The organism is Candidatus Methylospira mobilis (genome assembly GCF_009498235.1).
GTDB lineage: Bacteria > Pseudomonadota > Gammaproteobacteria > Methylococcales > Methylococcaceae > Methylospira > Methylospira mobilis.
Window position 1 is genome coordinate 1,839,563 of sequence record NZ_CP044205.1, and the last position, 18,070, is coordinate 1,857,632.

20 protein-coding genes are annotated in these 18,070 nt (G+C 52.6%); 16 read left to right on the top strand and 4 right to left on the bottom strand.

All coding sequences use genetic code 11. The features are described from left to right. The first annotated feature begins 81 nt into the window (after window positions 1-81). From hisC to F6R98_RS08140, 14 genes are all read left to right on the top strand, one after another. Complete coding sequence (gene hisC, locus F6R98_RS08075) at window positions 82-1,194, top strand: histidinol-phosphate transaminase (protein WP_153248573.1); 1,113 nt, start codon at window positions 82-84, stop codon at window positions 1,192-1,194. Continuing rightward, the gene (locus tag F6R98_RS08080) at window positions 1,194-2,072 is read left to right on the top strand and encodes a prephenate dehydrogenase (RefSeq protein WP_153250969.1); all 879 of its coding nucleotides are present in this window, start codon (window positions 1,194-1,196) and stop codon (window positions 2,070-2,072) included. The genes hisC and F6R98_RS08080 overlap by 1 nt, the downstream gene beginning before the upstream one ends. Then, window positions 2,069-3,397 (top strand): 3-phosphoshikimate 1-carboxyvinyltransferase, encoded by a 1,329-nt coding sequence (gene aroA / locus F6R98_RS08085; RefSeq protein ID WP_153248574.1) that lies wholly within the window; start codon window positions 2,069-2,071, stop codon window positions 3,395-3,397. Before F6R98_RS08080 ends, aroA begins: the two co-directional genes overlap by 4 nt. Next, window positions 3,397-4,065, top strand: coding sequence for a (d)CMP kinase (gene cmk, locus F6R98_RS08090; RefSeq protein ID WP_153250970.1), 669 nt, complete (start codon window positions 3,397-3,399; stop codon window positions 4,063-4,065). Before aroA ends, cmk begins: the two co-directional genes overlap by 1 nt. 130 nt (window positions 4,066-4,195) lie before the next feature. After that, complete coding sequence (gene rpsA / locus F6R98_RS08095) at window positions 4,196-5,860, top strand: 30S ribosomal protein S1 (protein ID WP_153248575.1); 1,665 nt, start codon at window positions 4,196-4,198, stop codon at window positions 5,858-5,860. Between the two features lie 165 nt (window positions 5,861-6,025). Beyond that, window positions 6,026-6,325: an integration host factor subunit beta gene (gene ihfB, locus F6R98_RS08100; protein WP_153248576.1), complete on the top strand. Its 300-nt coding sequence runs from the start codon at window positions 6,026-6,028 to the stop codon at window positions 6,323-6,325. 305 nt (window positions 6,326-6,630) lie between these two features. Continuing rightward, window positions 6,631-7,785: a lipopolysaccharide assembly protein LapB gene (gene lapB, locus F6R98_RS08105; RefSeq protein ID WP_153248577.1), complete on the top strand. Its 1,155-nt coding sequence runs from the start codon at window positions 6,631-6,633 to the stop codon at window positions 7,783-7,785. 9 nt (window positions 7,786-7,794) lie between these two features. Next, entirely contained in the window at window positions 7,795-8,376 is a 582-nt protein-coding gene (gene smrA / locus F6R98_RS08110) for a DNA endonuclease SmrA (protein ID WP_153248578.1), read from the top strand. Between the two features lie 103 nt (window positions 8,377-8,479). Further along, a complete protein-coding gene (locus F6R98_RS08115) occupies window positions 8,480-9,379 on the top strand; it encodes a Tim44 domain-containing protein (protein WP_153248579.1) in 900 nt (299 codons plus the stop codon). A 92-nt stretch (window positions 9,380-9,471) separates the two neighbouring features. Next, window positions 9,472-9,954 carry a peroxiredoxin family protein gene (locus tag F6R98_RS08120; protein ID WP_153248580.1) on the top strand — a complete coding sequence of 161 codons (483 nt, stop codon included), beginning with the start codon at window positions 9,472-9,474 and terminating at the stop codon, window positions 9,952-9,954. Then, window positions 9,944-10,366, top strand: coding sequence for a protoporphyrinogen oxidase HemJ (hemJ, locus tag F6R98_RS08125; RefSeq protein WP_153248581.1), 423 nt, complete (start codon window positions 9,944-9,946; stop codon window positions 10,364-10,366). The genes F6R98_RS08120 and hemJ overlap by 11 nt, the downstream gene beginning before the upstream one ends. Window positions 10,367-10,406: 40 nt before the next feature. Then, complete coding sequence (locus tag F6R98_RS08130) at window positions 10,407-10,619, top strand: FmdB family zinc ribbon protein (RefSeq protein WP_153248582.1); 213 nt, start codon at window positions 10,407-10,409, stop codon at window positions 10,617-10,619. Between the two features lie 147 nt (window positions 10,620-10,766). After that, the gene (locus F6R98_RS08135; RefSeq protein ID WP_153248583.1) at window positions 10,767-11,192 is read left to right on the top strand and encodes a hypothetical protein; all 426 of its coding nucleotides are present in this window, start codon (window positions 10,767-10,769) and stop codon (window positions 11,190-11,192) included. A gap of 235 nt (window positions 11,193-11,427) precedes the next feature. Then, window positions 11,428-11,796 carry a HopJ type III effector protein gene (locus F6R98_RS08140; RefSeq protein WP_320412166.1) on the top strand — a complete coding sequence of 123 codons (369 nt, stop codon included), beginning with the start codon at window positions 11,428-11,430 and terminating at the stop codon, window positions 11,794-11,796. On the opposite strand, the gene trhP is transcribed toward F6R98_RS08140, so the two are convergent. The 3 genes from trhP to F6R98_RS08155 form a co-directional block, all read right to left on the bottom strand. Beyond that, complete coding sequence (gene trhP / locus F6R98_RS08145) at window positions 11,772-13,130, bottom strand: prephenate-dependent tRNA uridine(34) hydroxylase TrhP (protein ID WP_153248584.1); 1,359 nt, start codon at window positions 13,128-13,130, stop codon at window positions 11,772-11,774. The two genes, F6R98_RS08140 and trhP, sit on opposite strands and share 25 nt — an antisense overlap. 122 nt (window positions 13,131-13,252) lie before the next feature. Next, window positions 13,253-14,488 carry a lytic transglycosylase domain-containing protein gene (locus tag F6R98_RS08150; protein ID WP_153248585.1) on the bottom strand — a complete coding sequence of 412 codons (1,236 nt, stop codon included), beginning with the start codon at window positions 14,486-14,488 and terminating at the stop codon, window positions 13,253-13,255. Window positions 14,489-14,516: 28 nt separating this feature from the next. Continuing rightward, window positions 14,517-14,810: a hypothetical protein gene (locus F6R98_RS08155; protein ID WP_153248586.1), complete on the bottom strand. Its 294-nt coding sequence runs from the start codon at window positions 14,808-14,810 to the stop codon at window positions 14,517-14,519. 427 nt (window positions 14,811-15,237) lie between these two features. On the opposite strand from F6R98_RS08155, the gene grxD reads away from it, so the two are divergent. After that, window positions 15,238-15,552 (top strand): Grx4 family monothiol glutaredoxin, encoded by a 315-nt coding sequence (gene grxD, locus F6R98_RS08160; protein ID WP_153248587.1) that lies wholly within the window; start codon window positions 15,238-15,240, stop codon window positions 15,550-15,552. A gap of 93 nt (window positions 15,553-15,645) precedes the next feature. On the opposite strand, the gene rnt is transcribed toward grxD, so the two are convergent. Continuing rightward, entirely contained in the window at window positions 15,646-16,326 is a 681-nt protein-coding gene (gene rnt, locus F6R98_RS08165; RefSeq protein WP_153248588.1) for a ribonuclease T, read from the bottom strand. A 270-nt stretch (window positions 16,327-16,596) separates the two neighbouring features. Here rnt and F6R98_RS08170 point away from each other — a divergent pair, with 270 nt between their 5' ends. After that, the gene (locus F6R98_RS08170) at window positions 16,597-17,385 is read left to right on the top strand and encodes an MlaA family lipoprotein (RefSeq protein ID WP_153248589.1); all 789 of its coding nucleotides are present in this window, start codon (window positions 16,597-16,599) and stop codon (window positions 17,383-17,385) included. Window positions 17,386-18,070 lie beyond the last annotated feature (685 nt).

The following is an 18,070-nucleotide window of genomic DNA, read 5'->3' on the forward strand; positions in this document are numbered from 1 at the left end:
ATGCGTAAACTCAGCACAAGGACTGACCTGATTCCAATCGTGCAATCCTGGTTTTAACTCTAGCCTTCTGTTTTCCATTATATGAATGCCCACGAACTTGTACTTCCCGCCGTCGGAAAATTAACGCCTTATATTCCCGGTAAGCCGGTCAGCGAGCTCGAACGGGAGCTAGGCATCAAAAATATTGATAAGCTCGCCTCCAACGAAAATCCTTTGGGGTCGAGCCCTCTCGCGCTTGCTGCAGTGCGGTCTGCGCTCGATGCCCTGCATTTATATCCCGATGGCAGCGGCTTTGAGTTGAAAGCCGCACTCGCGCACAACTTGGAGGCCAATGCCGGGCAAATAACTTTGGGCAATGGTTCCAACGATGTGCTGGAGTTGGTGGCGCGCGCTTTTTTGTCAGGGGAAACTGCGGCGGTCTATTCGGAGCATGCGTTTGCCGTTTATCCGATAGTCACGCAGGCAGTGGGCGCGGAAGCAAGAATCGCGCGCGCCGGCGACGGTGTGAGCGCTATGCGTTACGGTCACGATCTGGGCGCGATGCTGGCGTTGATAGACAGGAAAGTGCGCGTGGTTTTCATCGCCAATCCCAATAATCCTACCGGTACCTGGCTGCGGCGCGCGGAGTTGGCGGATTTTCTGGCGCGCTTGCCGAATCACGTCATCGTTGTTATCGACGAAGCCTATTTTGAATATGTCGACGAGCCGGATTATCCCGATGCACTGCAATGGCTGCCGCAATACCCCAATCTGGTTGTGACGCGTACTTTTTCCAAGGCATACGGTCTGGCCGGCCTGCGCGTCGGTTATGCCGTGTCCAGCCCCGAAATAGCCGATTATCTGAATCGGGTACGTCAACCTTTTAATGTCAACTCGCTGGCGCTGGCGGGCGCTGCCGCCGCTCTGGACGATGGTGAGCATTTAAAGCGCACCGTACGGTTAAATGCCGCCGGTCTTCTGCAGTTGTCGCAGGCTTTTGAAGCGCGCGGGCTCGATTTCATACCTTCGGTAGGTAACTTTGTTACCGTCGACGTCAACCGTAATGCACTTGAAGTCTACGAGGCTCTGCTGCGCGCCGGCGTAATCGTCAGGCCGGTCGCCAACTATGGTTTGCCCGGTCATTTGCGTGTCAGCGTGGGAACGGCGGAGCAGAATAACGCCTTTCTGGATGCGCTGGACCGCGTATTGGCGTGATGGCGGACAGTTACCGGATTGGTATTATCGGCGTCGGTCTGATCGGCGGTTCCATCGCGCGTGCCGCGCGTCTGCAGGGAGTGGCCACAGAAATCATAGGTTTCGATAGTTGCAGTAAAAACCTGCTGGAAGCCTTGCGGCTCGGCGTTGTTGATCGCATCGCCGAGTCGGCCTCCGCAGCCGCAGAGCAGGCGGATTTGGTGGTGATCGCGGTCCCGGTAGGCGTGACGCAGACCCTGTTCGAAAGCCTGAAGCCGATTTGGTCCGACCAGGTATTGTACACTGATGCCGGAAGCACCAAACTGGATGTGCTGGCTGCAGCCCGCCGTTGTTTTGGTCGTGTGCCTGAAAATTTTGTGCCTGGACATCCTGTTGCGGGGGCTGAATCCAGTGGCGTAGGTGCGGCCAGCGACAGCTTGTTTGTCAATAAGCGCGTGATTTTGACGCCGCATCCCGATAACGATGACGCTGCGGTAAAAAAAATAAGCGCATTCTGGTCGGCGCTGGGTGGGCGCGTGTCGTTAATGGATGCGGCGCATCACGATGCGGTTCTGGCGGCGACCAGTCATCTGCCGCATGTCCTTGCGTTTGCTTTGGTGCATTTGCTGGGTTGCAAGGACGATCAGCAGGAAATATTTCAGTATGCCGCCGGCGGATTTCGCGATTTTACCCGTATCGCTTCCAGCGATCCTCGCATGTGGGCCGATATTTGTCTGGCCAACAGGGACTTTATCCTGCCGCTGATTGAGGATTTATCCAGGGAGTTGCGCGAGGTTTCCGAAATAATAAAACTTGACGATAACCCTGAGCATCTGTTGCATTATTTCAGCGATGCACGCAAAGCAAGGCAACGCTTTTTAGATCAGTTAATAACATGAATAATACCAAAAAAATCAATTATATGGTTTCTCCTGGCGGCTATGTGCGCGGAGAGGCGCGCGTGCCGGGAGACAAGTCGATTTCGCACCGTTCCATCATGCTGGGTTCGCTGGCCGAGGGTACCACCAGGGTCAGCGGTTTTCTCGAAGCTGAAGACTGTCTGGCGACCATGCAGGCATTTCGCGCGATGGGCGTCGACATAGCTGGTCCGGATGCCGGTAACGTGACGATACGGGGCGTCGGCATGCATGGTTTGCAGCCGCCCAGAGATGCCCTGTACCTGGGAAATTCCGGCACTTCGATGCGTTTGCTGAGCGGACTGCTTGCCGGGCAGCGTTTCGACGTGACGTTGACCGGTGATGCATCGCTGACGCGCCGGCCGATGAAGCGGGTGACGGAGCCGTTGCGGTTAATGGGGGCGGAAATCGAAACTTCCGAAACCGGCACCGCGCCATTGAAGATTCATGGCGGCGCCGGCCTGCAAGGCATGCATTACGACATGCCGATGGCCAGCGCCCAGGTAAAGTCCTGCCTGCTGCTGGCGGGACTATATGCGCAGGGTATAACCAGCGTATCCGAGCCCGCGCCGACGCGTGATCATACCGAGCGCATGCTGGCGGGTTTCGGTTATGCGGTTCAACGGGAAGGGAATAAAATATGCTTGTCTTCCGGCGGACATTTGACGGCAACTTCTATCGATGTGCCCGGAGATATTTCATCGGCAGCATTTTTCATGGTGGGCGCTTCGATCGCGGCCGATTCCGATCTGACTATCTGCCACGTCGGCATTAATCCGACACGGACCGGCGTGATCGACATTTTGCGTTTGATGGGAGCCGACATCGCCTTGCTGAACGAGCGCGTTGTGGGTGGCGAGCCGGTAGCCGATATCCGTGTGCGTAGCGCCGCGCTTAAAGGCATAGTCATCCCCGAGCATCTGGTGCCGCTGGCGATCGACGAATTTCCGGTACTGTTTGTGGCGGCGGCGTGCGCGGAGGGCGAGACCCGGCTGTCCGGCGCGGAGGAGTTGCGTGTCAAGGAAAGCGACCGTATCCAGGTGATGGCCGACGGGTTGCAGATATTGGGTATCGACGCGCAGCCGACCCCTGACGGCATGGTGATACATCCCGGCGTCATTCACGGCGGAGAGGTTGACAGCCGTGGCGATCACCGCATTGCGATGGCGTTTACCATGGCGGCTTTGCGCGCATCCGGCCCCGTCGTTGTCCGCGATTGCGAAAATGTGAATACTTCATTTCCAGGCTTTGTGGATTTGACGCGATCCTTCGGGCAAGTTCTGGTTGTTGAAGGAGCCGAACCATGATGCAGACAAATGATATCCCAATATTGACGATCGATGGCCCCAGCGGAGCGGGTAAGGGGACGGTCAGCCGCGCCGTGGCCGGGCGTCTGGGCTGGAATTATCTCGACAGCGGTGCGATTTATCGCGCGCTGGCTTATGCAGCGGTACAGCGGAAGCTGGATCTTTCCGATGCCGGTGCGCTGGCGAAATTGGCGGAAATGCTGGATTTACGCTTTAAAACCGTTGCCATGCCGGGAGTTTTGCTGGGTGACGTCGATATTACTCTGGAACTGTCTACCGAAACCACCGGGAATGCCGCCAGCATCATTGCCGCGTTGCCGGAAGTGCGCAAGGCGCTATTTGAAAAACAGCGTGCGTTTCGGCGCTCTCCGGGACTGGTCGCAGATGGCCGCGATATGGGTACCGTGGTTTTCCCCGATGCCCGATACAAGGTGTTTTTGACGGCAAGTGCCGAAGAGCGTGCATTAAGACGCTATAAGCAGTTGAAAGAAAAAGGTATCGATGTTAATCTATCAAAATTGACAGAAGAGATAGAAGAACGTGACCGGCGCGACCGCGAACGCGTGGAGGCGCCGTTGCGTCAGGCAGACGACGCGGTCGTCATCGACTCCACGGCGTTGAGCATAGATGCGGTCATAGCCGCATGTATTGCCCATGTTGCGATTTGATCGTTCGCAGCGATTTTTTGTTGAAACCCCCGAGTCGTCAACCCTGGAGGTTGACGGTGTCTATAACCCTGACCGAACTCTGTAGGCATGGAGACCGTGTTTACAGTTGTTCAAAAAAGTGATGTGAATTATGAGCGAAAGCTTTGCTGAATTATTTGAAGAAAGTCTGGCCAAATCCGAGATGCGCACAGGGAGCCTCCTGAGCGGAACCGTCGTCGATATCGGGCAGGACGTTGTCGTTGTTAACGTCGGTCTGAAGTCCGAGGGTGTAATTCCGAAATGGCAGTTTCTGAGCGATGACGGTCAGCTCGAAGTCCAGGTTGGCGATCAGGTCGAAGTTGCGCTCGACATGCTTGAAGACGGCATGGGCGCCACGCTGCTGAATCGCGACAAGGCGAAAAAACAGAAGGCGTGGGTCGATCTTGAGGTTGCCCACGAGAAAAACGAAACCGTGGTGGGACGCATCAACGGCAAGGTACGCGGCGGTTTTACCGTCGCCATTGGCGCTTTGCGTGCATTTTTGCCGGGTTCGCTGGTCGATGTGCGACCGGTACGCGACACCACTTTCCTGGAAGGCCGTGATCTGGAATTCAAGGTTATCAAAATCGATCAGAAGCGCAACAATGTCGTGCTTTCGCGTCGCGCAGTGGTCGAGTCCGAGTTCAGCGCGGAAAAAGAAGCGTTGCTCGGCAGCTTGCAGGAAGGCGCAATTGTCAGCGGCGTAGTCAAGAACCTGACCGATTACGGTGCGTTTATCGATCTGGGCGGTATCGACGGCCTGCTGCACATTACCGACATGGCGTGGAAACGCGTGCGTCATCCTTCCGAAACGGTGCAGATCGGTCAGGAAATCCAGGTCAAGATTCTGAAGTACGACCAGGAGAAGAATCGCGTTTCGCTGGGCCTGAAACAGCTGGGTGAAGATCCGTGGTTGAACATTGCGCGCCGTTATCCGGCGAATACGCGTTTGTTCGGCAAGGTCAGCAACCTGACCGACTACGGCTGCTTCGTTGAGCTGGAAGAGGGCGTCGAAGGTCTGGTTCACGTATCTGAAATGGATTGGACCAACAAGAACGTCAGCCCGAACAAGCTGGTGCAACTGGGCGATGAAGTCGAAGTCATGGTGCTGGATATCGACGAGGAGCGCCGCCGTATTTCCCTGGGTATGAAGCAGTGCAAACAGAATCCCTGGGAAGAGTTTGCCGTCACCCATAAAAAAGGCGACAAGATGGTCGGCAACATCAAGTCGATTACCGATTTCGGCGTCTTCATCGGCTTGGATGGCGGCATCGACGGTCTTGTGCACTTGTCCGATATCTCCTGGTCCATGCCCGGCGAAGAAGCGATACGTAACTACAAGAAAGGCGATGAAGTCGAAACCATCATTCTTGCCATCGATCCTGAGCGTGAACGTATCTCTCTTGGCGTCAAACAGTTGGAGCAGGACCCGTTCCAGAACTGGATTGCAACGCACGAGAAAGGCGTAGTGGTCAAGGGTACGGTTAAGGAAGTTGACGCCAAAGGCGCGGTTATTTCGCTCAACGAAAATGTGGAAGGATATCTGCGTGCTTCGGAAATTCAGCGCGATCGCCTGGAAGATGCGCGAACCCAGCTGAATGTCGGCGATGAGGTGGAAGCCAAGTTTATCGGCATCGATAAAAAGACCAAGAGCATCAGCTTGTCCATCAAGGCCAGGGATCAGGACGAAGAAGCGGCAGCGATCAAGGACTATAGTTCGCAAAATCCCGGTACGGCGACGCTCGGCGATCTTTTCAAAGTACATTTGGAAAAATAACAACGATAGACTGTTGCTCCTGCGTGCGGATATGGGCGTAGGAGTGGCCGTCTGCCTGTATAATCAATAGCTTGTTGGTTATGTGAGAAAAGTGGCGCAACCAGTGCCAACTTGGGCCATTTAATATTTTCGAAAGCCCCATATCAATGTTTTGCAGGTATACCGGTGACAAAATCAGAGCTTATTGAACTTCTAATTGCGAAAAACAGCCTGGTGCCATCCGATGTGGTGGAAAAAGCGGTTAAATCGATTATTGAACAACTCAGCCGGACTCTAGAGGTTGGCGGGCGTATCGAAATACGCGGATTTGGCAGTTTTTCGTTGCACTATCGTTCACCCCGAACCGGACGTAATCCCAAGACCGGCGATGCGGTTGTACTGGATTCAAAATACGTTCCTCACTTCAAGCCGGGCAAAGAGCTTAGAGACCGGGTCAATGCTTCCCGGGAAACATCGTCGAATTAAGTACGCTAGCCGGGATGGATAGTGACCACTCTTGCAGGAGTGCCTGGCAGAGAGACAGATGCGCCCTACTTTTGTTCCTCAAGGGACTGGGAGGGCGCTTTTTTTTCGACTTGGCACATAGCTCCGTCTCAATGTCATGCTTGTTAAGCATCCGGTTCGTTTTCGAATAGCCTCACGCCCTTTACGATTTCACCGGCTTCGATGTGAATACAGTCCCATGGTTCATCCTGCCCCGTTTTATTAAGCCATACCGCAGTACCGAATAAGTTGCATCTTCTCTTGGTTAATGTCTTTGGGGGGTATTCATGAGCGAGTGGCTTTTTTTATTGCTTCCCGTGTCCGCCGCTTCGGGAGGGTATGCCGCATGGCGTTATTTTAAAAAATACTACCTGGTCGATCGCGTTCAGGAACTGCGGGAAGCTTACTGTCGAGGGATAGGCCATTTTCTGGATGAAAGGCCGGAGAAGGCTATTCATGCTTTTGCCGATCTGATGGCGTCGGATGCCGAAACGATAGAAACCCACCTGGCATTGGGCAATTTATTTCGACGCAAGGGCGACCTTGAAAAGGCGATAGAAATTCATGAAAGCCTGATAAACCGCAACGATCTCACGCGCGTACACGCAGCCGCCGCCCAATTCGAACTGGCAACGGACTATTTGCGATCCGGCTTGCTCGATCGGGCGGAAAGTCTATTCAGCAACCTGACCGGGGACGAACACTATCGAAAACGCGCGCTCGAACAATTGCTGCATATTTTTCAGCATGAGAAAGAGTGGCTGAAAGCAATCGAATGCGCGTCGGTGCTCGAACGCATGGGTCGTCTACCGCATGCTTTAACCATTTCGCAACTCTATTGCGAGCTGGCCGATCAAGCCTTGTCTGCCGGATGCGAAGAGCGGGCGCTTGCTCTGCTGAACGAGGCATTGGAAAAGGACAGGTGCTGCGTAAGGGCAACATTGTCGACAGCGCGTTTGCAGATGCGAAGCGGACATTTTGACGCGGCGCTGCAAACATTAAAAACCGTCGAGTCGCAAAATCCCGCTTTTCTCAGTGAAATAATAGAGCCGTTGATACTCTGTAACGAGCAACTGGCAACTCCTGTCGGGCAAGTAGTCGGCTATTTTGGCTATTTATATGGAACCTACGGGCTCGAAAGCGCCGGTCTGGGCTGGGTAGCCTACCTTAAGACGGAGTCCGGAGTAGATGCGGCTATCGATCAATTACATCTGATGCTGGATAAAAGTCCATCAATCAAGTTGCTGCGTATGTTGAGCGCTTTATTGCTTGAGTCGGAGCAGGAAAGCGGCAGATCGATTTTGATCAAAGTGGACCGCGCCATTAACCGGATAGCGCTGCCTTCGGTCCGCTATGTGTGCGGTCACTGCGGTTTTGCAGGAACGGAATTGCATTGGCATTGTCCAACCTGTAGTTTTTGGCAAAGTATAGTTCCGGTCTAGAGCTGCGGTATGAACGACGAAGATTTTGATTTATTCAGGAAAGAAGTTGCCGATGTGAACCCGATCCGTCCGGTGGACAAGGTCGCGTTGACCGACAAGCGGAAGCCTGTTTCTGTTCCGGGACAGGTTTATCGGCGTTTCGCAGCGCAAAAAGATCGGGTTGACGATAATTTTCTGCCGTCCGGTTATGTCGATCTGGTCGATCCCCAAGCCATTATCAGCTTCAAGCGGGAAGGCGTGCAAAACGGTGTATTCGATAAACTTCAGCAAGGGCGGTATCCGGTTCTGGCTTCGCTCGATCTGCACTTGATGACGATCGAGGTTGCTCGGGATGCCGTTTATAAATTTATTAAAATCTGTATGCGACGGGATGAACGCACGGTATTGATTACTCACGGCAAGGGCGTGCGGCAAAAGGAAGCTCAGGGCGTATTGAAAAGCTGCGTGGTGCGCTGGCTGCCGATGATGACCGAAGTGATGGCTTTTCACAGCGCACAGCCTTTCCACGGAGGTTCCGGAGCGGTTTACGTCATGCTGCGTAAAAGCGAAGAGGCTAAAGCGAAAACACGCGCAACGCTGGGGTTGCGATAGTATTGTTGCACTTCGACATGGGTGCTTGTAACATGACCGGACAAATACACGTTTCGTTTTTTTCCAATTCAAAACGACTATAAACAAACCAGGGTTTGACATCATGAAGCGACTGAAAACATCGATTTTTTTGATTTTGTCCGTGCTGTCGATGCTGATATTGACAGAAGCTAACGCTGCGCGCATGGGCGGCGGCAAATCATTTGGCGGCAAGCCTTCCTACAGTCAACCGTATCGAGCGCCCGCCGGCGCGGAGCGTCCGTCGGCTTCACCCCAGCAGACTCCCGCCGCTACGCCGGCCATGGCGAAGAATCAGGCGGCCAGAGAGTCCCTGGGGCGCCGCGGCGGATTGATGGGCATGCTGGGCGGTCTTGCGCTGGGCGGCATGCTGGGTGCGATGCTGTTCGGCGGCGCGTTCGAGCATATCAACTTCATGGACATCATCGTATTTGCGCTGGTGGGGTTTCTGCTTTATAAACTCCTGTCCGCGCGCCGCTCGCAGCAAGCCACAGCGTCTTCCGTCATGGCTCGGCAGCAGTATCAGGGCGATGCCGGTTTCGAGACCGACGTGCTGTCTACGCGCCAGCGTACGACAAGCGCCGCAGGCAACGTGCAACCCGATATGTTACCGGCGGATTTCGATAAGAACGCCTTTATGAGTGGCGCGAAAGCGGCGTACATGCAACTGCAGCAAGCTTGGGACAGCGGACAATTGTCCGAAATGCGCGCGCTGACCACTGATCAGGTGTTCGCCGAACTCCAGGATCAGGTGCGCGCCAGAACCGGTGAAAATCATACTGAGCTGTTACAGGTTGAGCTTAAATTGCTGCGCGTCGCCGATGTAGGCGATACGCGCGAGGCCAGCGTACAGTTCGATGTATTGATGCGCGAGGAACGCTCGGCGAATCCGGTATGGGTACATGAGGTCTGGCATTTCATTCGATCCAAATACAGCAAGCAGCCTACATGGTATCTGGATGGAATCCAGCAGATTGAGGGTTAATTATTATTGTCGGTCGGCGCGATAATCCGTTGGCTCACGAAGCGAAAGCAAAACCAGGCGCAGCTGCAGTTTACGCTATCGCAGGTGTTGTAATGCTGACGGTTGCCACTGGTTATTTCGGGATACAGTTCCGGAGTAGCCAGGTACCCGGTAATGTAATTTTTTCCACACTGGAAAACAGGCAAATTAACCTGGACGCGTTGAAAGGCGCGCCGGTGCTTGTTACGTTTTGGGCGACCGATTGCCGGGTTTGTCTGCGTGAACTGGACGGTTTATCCGCTTTGTACCGGGAATTCGAAGGCCTCGGTTTTCATATCCTGGCAGTGGCGATGTCTTATGACATGCCCAGTCAGGTTGTGGCGGTACGCAATGTCAGGCAGCTTCCCTTTCCAGTTGTTTACGATCAACAGGGCATTCTGGCCAAGGCTTTTCATAATGTGCGCTGGGTGCCTGACAGTTTTTTGATAGGGGTCGATGGCGAACTGATACAGCACTGGACGGGGATGCCTGATTTCGATCAATTGCGCTCGCGTATCAGGAAAATGATTGAGGAGAGACGTTCGGATGTGGCTTAAGGCATTCCATATTATTTTTATGGTGACTTGGTTTGCGGGGCTTTTTTATCTTCCTCGTTTATTTGTGTACCATGCCATGAGTTCTGACGTGGTCAGTATCGAGCGCTTCAAGATCATGGAGCGCAAACTGTATTTCGGCATCATGACGCCGGGTATGATATTGACGCTGGTTTTCGGAGGCTGGATGCTGCATGAATACGCCTGGGATCTGTATAAAACGAGCGGATGGCTGCACCTCAAACTGGCGTTGATTGTTCTATTGGTGGGATACCATTCCTGGTGCGGAATCTGCCTGTTCAAGCTCAAGCACGATCAGAACAGACATAGTCATGTGTTTTTCAGATGGATGAACGAGGTGCCGGTTGTGTTTCTGATCGCTATCGTTTTACTTGCGAGTTTGAAGCCTTTTTGAATTGCTACTAACGTTTTTTTTGATTTGACAGGTAAGATATATGCCTACTTACGATTATCATTGTACCCAATGCCAGACCGAGTTCACGGTTCAGCACAAAATTAACGACCCCAAACCCGAATGCCCCGATTGCGGCGGAGAAGTGAAAAAGAAACTGGCTGCGCCTGCCATTGGCGGTATTGCTGCAGGCAGGGCATCGGCATCGCAGTTGCCTCCTTGCGGTATGGCGGGCGGCTGCGCCTGCCGGCATTAAGAATCCCCATTTCGCTCCACTGTTGGAACAACAGGCTGAAAGGTGCCGGCAAGGGACTAACGGCTGGTTTGCATGATGCACTCGTGTTAATGTTTACTACTTCCGTATAGCGTGCGGAATTCGGCAAATTAAGAGGAGACAATAATAATGACTAATAAAAACGAAGCAGGTAGCGCGGTGAATAATATTCTGGCTACGCTAAAAGATAATCCCAAAGCGCTGTATGGATTGGTAGGCGCGATAGTGGTAGTAGCTATTGTGATGGTAATGGGGGGTACGGAAAACGGCGAATTGGGTACGGCGAAAATAGTTGCCGTAGCTCCCGGACAGCAGGTTCTGATAAAAAATCCGAACGTCGGCAATACTATCCTGACCGCTACGCCGAAACTGGTTTCAGCGGAAGAGGAAGACGATATGCAAGTACTCTGCCGTCAGGTGGCTGCGGGAACGTCCGCCGTTGTTGAGGAAGAAATAACCGCGAATTATTTGAGCTTCGTCAAGGTAGCGCTGAAAGACGGCGAATGCCAGGGCAAGACCGGTTGGGTTCCCAAGGTTAATATTACAGCGAAATAAGCTCATTCGCAGGTTATTTCAATGCTTTCCTGGTTGAGCCGGGGGCGAGGTGCTCTCGGTCAACCAACGGACAGCGGCACTCTCGGATCAACCAACGCTCCATACGCTTCGCCTTGCGCATGGCAGAGCGGTTTCGGCAACTAGCGGTTGTCGTTTTACGCTGTGCCGGCAGTAATCGGTAAAGATGAGGGGGCTCCACTTTCCTTTTACCCGGATGATGTCAGCAGTAAAGCGGATGATAGCGCGTCTTGATCGGGGCGAGCATATATGTTTCAGTGAAAGTATTGTGCTAATTGATGCTTTGTATAGCTTTGTTCCCGTTCGTTTCATTAACGGAGTCGGCAGCGCGGCTCCGGTTATTAATGAGGCCGGGACCAATAAAGGTTCCTGCAAGATTTTCTATTTCGCCCGATTGCATGGTTTATCCCCACAGCAGACGCTTGCCCTGTTCGGAGATTACTACCGGCTGGATGTTTTGCAGCACCCGGAAGCTACCGACCATGCCAATATTCGTACGTTCATGCGTTACGGTTGGGAGGGTATTCATTATGAGGGCGTTGCCTTGGTCGCGCGCGACAGTCAATCGGATTCCCGACTAAAATAGCGCGCCAACAAACCATATTCTTTCATTCCTTCTCGCGGCAGCGGCAATCTGATTTTCCACCCGGCGCCTGACGCTTCGCTGATAGCCACGCCTTGTTCGTTTTCCATATGCTCGACGACGATATCGAAGTTGCCTGCCGGCAAAATCAGTTCGAGCCTGTCACCTGCACATATCTTGTTTTTCACAAGAATATCGGCCATGCCGCTATTCACATCGTAGCCGGTAATCTCGCCGACAAATAATTGCTTGTTGCTCTCGGAATAACCACGCAGATAATTCTGGTGATCCTGGGTATGGTGCCGTTGATAAAAGCCGTCGGTGTAGCCGCGCTGGGCAAGGTTTTCCAGTATACCCAGCAGTTCCGGATTAAACGGTTTCCCCGATAGTGCGTCGTCAATGGCTTCGCGATAAGTCTGCGCGGTTCTGGCGACATAATAATGGGACTTGGTGCGCCCTTCTATCTTGAGGCTGTTAACCCCTATGTCAATCAGCCTTTGTACATGTTCTATTGCACGCAGATCCTTGGAGTTCATGATGTAGGTTCCGTGTTCGTCTTCCATGACCGGCAGGAATTCTCCTGGCCGGTTTTCTTCTTCGAGAAGATAAACCCGGTCCGCCAGCGGGTGCCGGGCAGCGCCTCCGCATTCGGCCGCGCTGAGCGCCGACAGACTGATATCGAGCTTTCCCGCGGCTATGTCCCCGGCCTCGTTTTCATGGGCTTCGCTTAAGTCGTATTTCCAGCGGCAGGAGTTGGTGCAGGTGCCTTGATTGGGGTCTCGATGGTTGAAGTAGCCCGATAGCAGGCAACGTCCTGAATAGGCGATGCATAATGCGCCGTGGACAAAGGTTTCGAGCTCCATGTCCGGGCATTGCTGGCGAATTTCCGCTACCTCGTCCAGCGATAGCTCGCGCGATAGAATGACGCGCGTGATGCCTGCCTGCTGCCAGAATTTGACGCTCGCATAATTCATCGTGTTCGATTGCACGGAAAGGTGTACCGGCATCTCCGGCCAGTTTTCCCTGACCAGCATAATCAGCCCGGGGTCGGCCATGATCAGCGCGTCCGGTTTCATCGCGACGATGGGCGCAATATCCTTGAGAAAGGTTTTTATCTTGCTGTTGTGCGGTAAGACGTTGCTTGCCAGATAAAACTTTTTACCGAGAGCGTGCGCTTCGGCGATGCCGGTCGCCAGGTTTTCTTCCAGAAAATCGTTATTGCGTACCCTGAGGCTGTAACGCGGCTGGCCGGCATAAACTGCGTCAGCGCCATAAGCGAAGGCGTAGCGCATATTTCGGATGGTGCCGGCAGGGGAGAGCAGTTCGACTGTATTCATGGAGGAGAGGGTAGGCTTACGGAATAGTAATTAAAGCCGTAGCTTCGCACGGCTTTCCATGTCGTTGTTTGGCTACGGTGTCATTCGCATAATGTTATTGGATAAAGAGGCGCCGCGAGCTTTCAGTTACTGCTGCTTTGCCAGTTGTTCCGGGCTGGCAGCCAGATGTGCGTTCCCGCAGCCAGTGCGACCCTGCCGGCTCGGGTCTTATCGCTCCATGCCGGATTGATCACGTTCAGAGTGGTTTGATCCACCTGATATTTCCTGGCGATGTCGGAGACAAACAGGCTGCTGTCCAATGTAATCCGATTATGCTCCAGCGGGCGCTCGTACATTACGCCTTCAGGAAAATAAAGCTGAGGTTGCAGCGCAATATCTCGCGCAGCCAGATATTCCGCATAAAAATTCCTGGATGCGAAACCGAATTGCGGGCCATCGTATTCTTTTACCATGCGGTCGAAATCATGACCGTAGCGTTCCTTAGCTTTACTTATGCCGCCGATGCCGTGGTTATAAGAGGTCAACGCCAACGGCCACGAGCCCAGCCTGCTATAAGCGTGTTTCAGGTAACGGGCGGCACCGTGCGTAGCAATGACGGGGTCCAGTCTTTCGTCTATCGATTCATCGACAGTCATGAAGGATTTAGCGGCTGAGCCGGTAAACTGCCAGATCCCTGTGGCCCCGACAGAGGACTTGGCATTGGTTTGAAACGAAGACTCGACATGAGGCAAATAGGCAAGGTCTTCGGGGAGTCCGGCGTTTCTAAAAATATCGCTGATGGCGCGATGGTAGCGGCCGCTGATTTCCAGTCCGCGCTTGAATTTTTCGCGCAAACCGCGCTGCGCACGCACGCGCTCGCTGCTGCCTTGTATGGCGTTGCGAGAGCCTGCGCTTTGTGTGATTTTAAGCGCCAGTGCGTTCTCGTGTGCGCTGAGTGGGACTCCTGCGCGTAACTTTTGATCCAGTTCGTCCAGTTGCGCCTGTAATTGAAAGCGCTTGTCCTTGACGAGTAGCTCCTGCTCCGGCGTATAAGAATCTTTTATTGTGCCGGGAAGTTCAATAACTTCATAGACCAGGCCCATGAATTTATTATCATGCAAGGCTACCTGTCCACGGTTCCAGCGTGAGTATACGTTTCGCCAGAAAGCAACCTGTGTTTCCAGTTGAGGCGTACGGGGAAATGTACCTGATTGTTGCGCAAGCGGGTTTGCGGGCGCGTTTTCTGTTCCAACCTCGGGGATGACAGCGGGAGCCGTGCGAATTGCCGCTGGCGGTATCTCCTGTTGCCGCGTTTTCTGAGTGCCTGAGCACGATCCGAGCAGAAAAAGAATTAATGTAACTACGATGGTTTTCAGCATGTTGGTACTCCTCTGTAAATGCAGAGTTTCACGGAATCAACCCCTCGACACGCTCTGTAGCCGCTTCGCACTCAGGGACGCTTTTTGTCAGCTTCATATAGACGGTTACATCCAGCTTGCGGCCTTCTGCCTGCGCGCTTACAACTTCATTAAGCGGGGCGCACACCGACAGCATTTTTTTCTCAGCCTGATGTAACTCGGCGTTTTCCGTATCGCTATAGTCCGGATTTTCCAACGCCAACTCGGTAATTAGCGTATTGTAAACCATATTGTGATGGCGAAATACGCGTTCTACGTAGTCGGAAAATTCCTGCTGTGTCATATCCTGGGGAATTCCTGACGGCGTCGTCGTATGTATGAGCGCGCACGCGCAAAGCGACATAGCCATTATAAGACTGATAGAGCACGAATGTACTATAAGGCGCAATTGGGTAAGGGGCATTCTGTTTGGTTATGTTGTGCTTGAACCTCGTGTTGCTATCGGAGAACACGAGGGTATCTTGTATCTATTATTTGCGCTTCTCTTTGCCGAGTATGCCTTTTTTAGTAAGCTAAATACCGGACTTACTTTTTTTCTATAAATACGTAAAACAACTTATTGATATTGTTGGTTGTTGTTTTCGATCGTCTAAGAAAGCAGTACTTTTCGCGCGGTTATTCGGGGCAGTCGCTCGAATCGTGTCGACTTATGCCGCTTTGCAAAATCTGTTAGATTACACCTTTTACCTCCGATAAATATTGAGGCCGTTATGGACATCATGGATCAAATTAAAAATCAAATAGAATCTGCCGCCATTATTCTCTATATGAAGGGCACTCCCGAGTTTCCTCAGTGCGGGTTTTCCTCCAGAGCGGTGCAAATCCTCGAGCAGTGCGAAGTTGAGTTTAGTTATGTCAATATTTTCGAACACCCGGACATTCGCGATAATCTTAAACTTTACTCCAATTGGCCGACTTTTCCACAGTTATTTGTCAAAGGCGAGCTGGTGGGCGGCAGCGATATTATGCTGGAGCTTTATCAGAGCGGTGAGCTGCAGGATATTCTTAAGAATGCACATCACTGAAGGCCGTAGTTCAGACTATGCATTGCGGGCATCGTCAACGGCTGAGTCGGCAGTATGATCAACAGTCAGGCTTATCTCCACTGCTTCCTCCTCTTATTGCAATGATATTGCGGTTTTGGGGTAAGAGGCTGACGTGGCGCTCGCGGAACTGGTTTCACTTAGCGTAATCAACTCGTTCCAGCGATTCACTATCGTGCAAAACAGCAATGCGGTTTGTTCCGCATCGTACAGCGCCGAGTGGGCCATTTTTTTGTCCCACTCGATACCGGCGGCCACTACGGCTTTGGCGAGTACGGTCTGACAATAGGCTAATCCGCCCAGGGTTGCCGTATCGAAAGTGCTGAAAGGGTGGAACGGGTTTTTCTTTATGTTGCAACGCGATACGGCCGCGTTCAGGAAGCCGATATCGAATGCGGGGTTATGGCCCACCAGTATGGCGCGCGTACAACTGCTCCTTTTGACGGCTGCGCGTACCGGCTGAAAAATTTTTTCCAAGGCTTCCTTCTCATCCAGCGCGATGCGCAGAGGATGGAAAGGATCTATTTTGTTGAACGCAAGCGCCGATTCGTCCAGAAGCGACCCCGGAAAGGGGTTTACATGAGCCGAACAGGTTTCGCCCGGTTTCAGGAAACCCTGTTCATCCATATCGGGAATGACCGCGGCAATTTCGAGCACCGCATTATTTCGCGGATCGAAACCTGCTGTTTCGATATCGATAATAACGGGTAAGTAGCCTCTGAAGCGGCCGGACATGGGGGTTTTCTTGAAGCTCATGAATTTACGCTTACTGAATTTGCTCGACTGTGACAGCGCTGGAGATTATTATATTACACATGCGTAATACATATTGCACCGGATAATGCTATGTGTCCGGCGAGGGTGCTTTTTTCGTTTATATGGGGTGCCAAGCCCGGGAAGCGCTGGTTTTTAGCAATCAGTCAGCTTCACTACTATAAAATCAAAGGTTTGGCATGTTATCCTATAAGAAAAACCGCACTATCAGTGCTTTTCTGGTTTTGGCTGAGTGATTTTTGGAATAACAAAATGAAGTTTAGACCCGTTGCTTTCACATGGCTGAGATGGCCCATTGTGTCCGTCGTTATGCTGCTGCTTTCAGCTTGCGCTTCCGATATCAAACCCAATCCAAATGATCCTTGGGAGGGATGGAACCGCGGCGCGCAGAGCTTTAATGATGGTTTGGATGATTATTTGTTGAGGCCTATCGCCAAATCCTATCGTTTTGTTACGCCCGGTTTTGTCGACATGGGGGTGACCAACTTCATGAATAATGTCGAGGATATTCTGGTTGTCGGCAACGATCTGCTTCAGTTCAAGCTGGGACAGTTCGGCATGGATAGCGGGCGATTCGTGATCAACACCGCCTTCGGTCTTGCCGGAGCGGTTGATATCGCCACTTATATGGGCTTGCCCAAACATGCTGAGGATTTTGATCAAACGCTGGGTACTTGGGGTATTCCTTCAGGTCCTTATCTTGTTGTGCCTATTTTGGGTCCCAGCTCTCCCAGAGGGGTGGTGGGCATAGCAGGCGATATCGCGGCGAATCCGATCAACTGGGTCAATCCGATAGTGTGGCCTTATACCGTTGGCGCCGTGCGAATTATCGACAAGCGCGCCAACCTGTTGAGCGCTTCAAGTATTATCGAACAGGCTGCGGTGGATCGTTATGAGTTCATTCGAAACGCCTATTTACAGGATCGCAATTATAAAATTCATGACGGTAATATTCCTCTTGAGGATGACATAGAGCAGGAGCTTAACTCCGAGCAAGTATGGCAACCGGCAACAATTATCCCCAAGCCGGATAAAAAATAAATTCCGAATGTCCTTACTACTAACCGATCATGGCGCAGGCGTCTCCCCGAACATGCAAAGCACTTGCGTCATGGCCTATTCCATTCAACCACAGCCCGCCCCACGGATTGCAGCGCAGCCCGGCTACGGTGGTTGCGAAGTATGCTCCGCAAAATTCCGCCTTCGCCGCCCCGACGGGGGAGCGGATTGCCGATGCCGCTGTGGGAGTATGTTGGTATATGCGGTAGCAACCCCCTGATTGTAGCTGCTGTCTTAATGTTTCGTTTCACTCCAATACTTAAGGAAAGACGAAGCTGCGGGTCATAGAGACTCTTGGCCTCCTTTGCGCTTTTGCGAGATCGACATTTGAGCGATCCGCCCCGCCTGTCGTCACTCAATTCGCACCCCTTTAACGCACTCTCTGGCGCTTGACTCAGTCCGGAGCATTCTTTTTTGTAGCAATTCAGGCTTTGGATCTGGATAGGTGCAAGTCGAGACGCGCGCAGACGCGCCAATCTGAACTACGCCGTAAATTAACTCCTTAAGGCTCGATGTTTGTTTCCCCGTTACCGTGCAAATCGCATAGCGGTTGGGCGGTCTAATAACTTCAACCTCGATTCTACACGCGACATCCCGCTCGATGGTAGTGAACAGTTTTGCCTTTTGTATCACTTTACTAACATGGCGTGAATATTTCCTGCCTGTT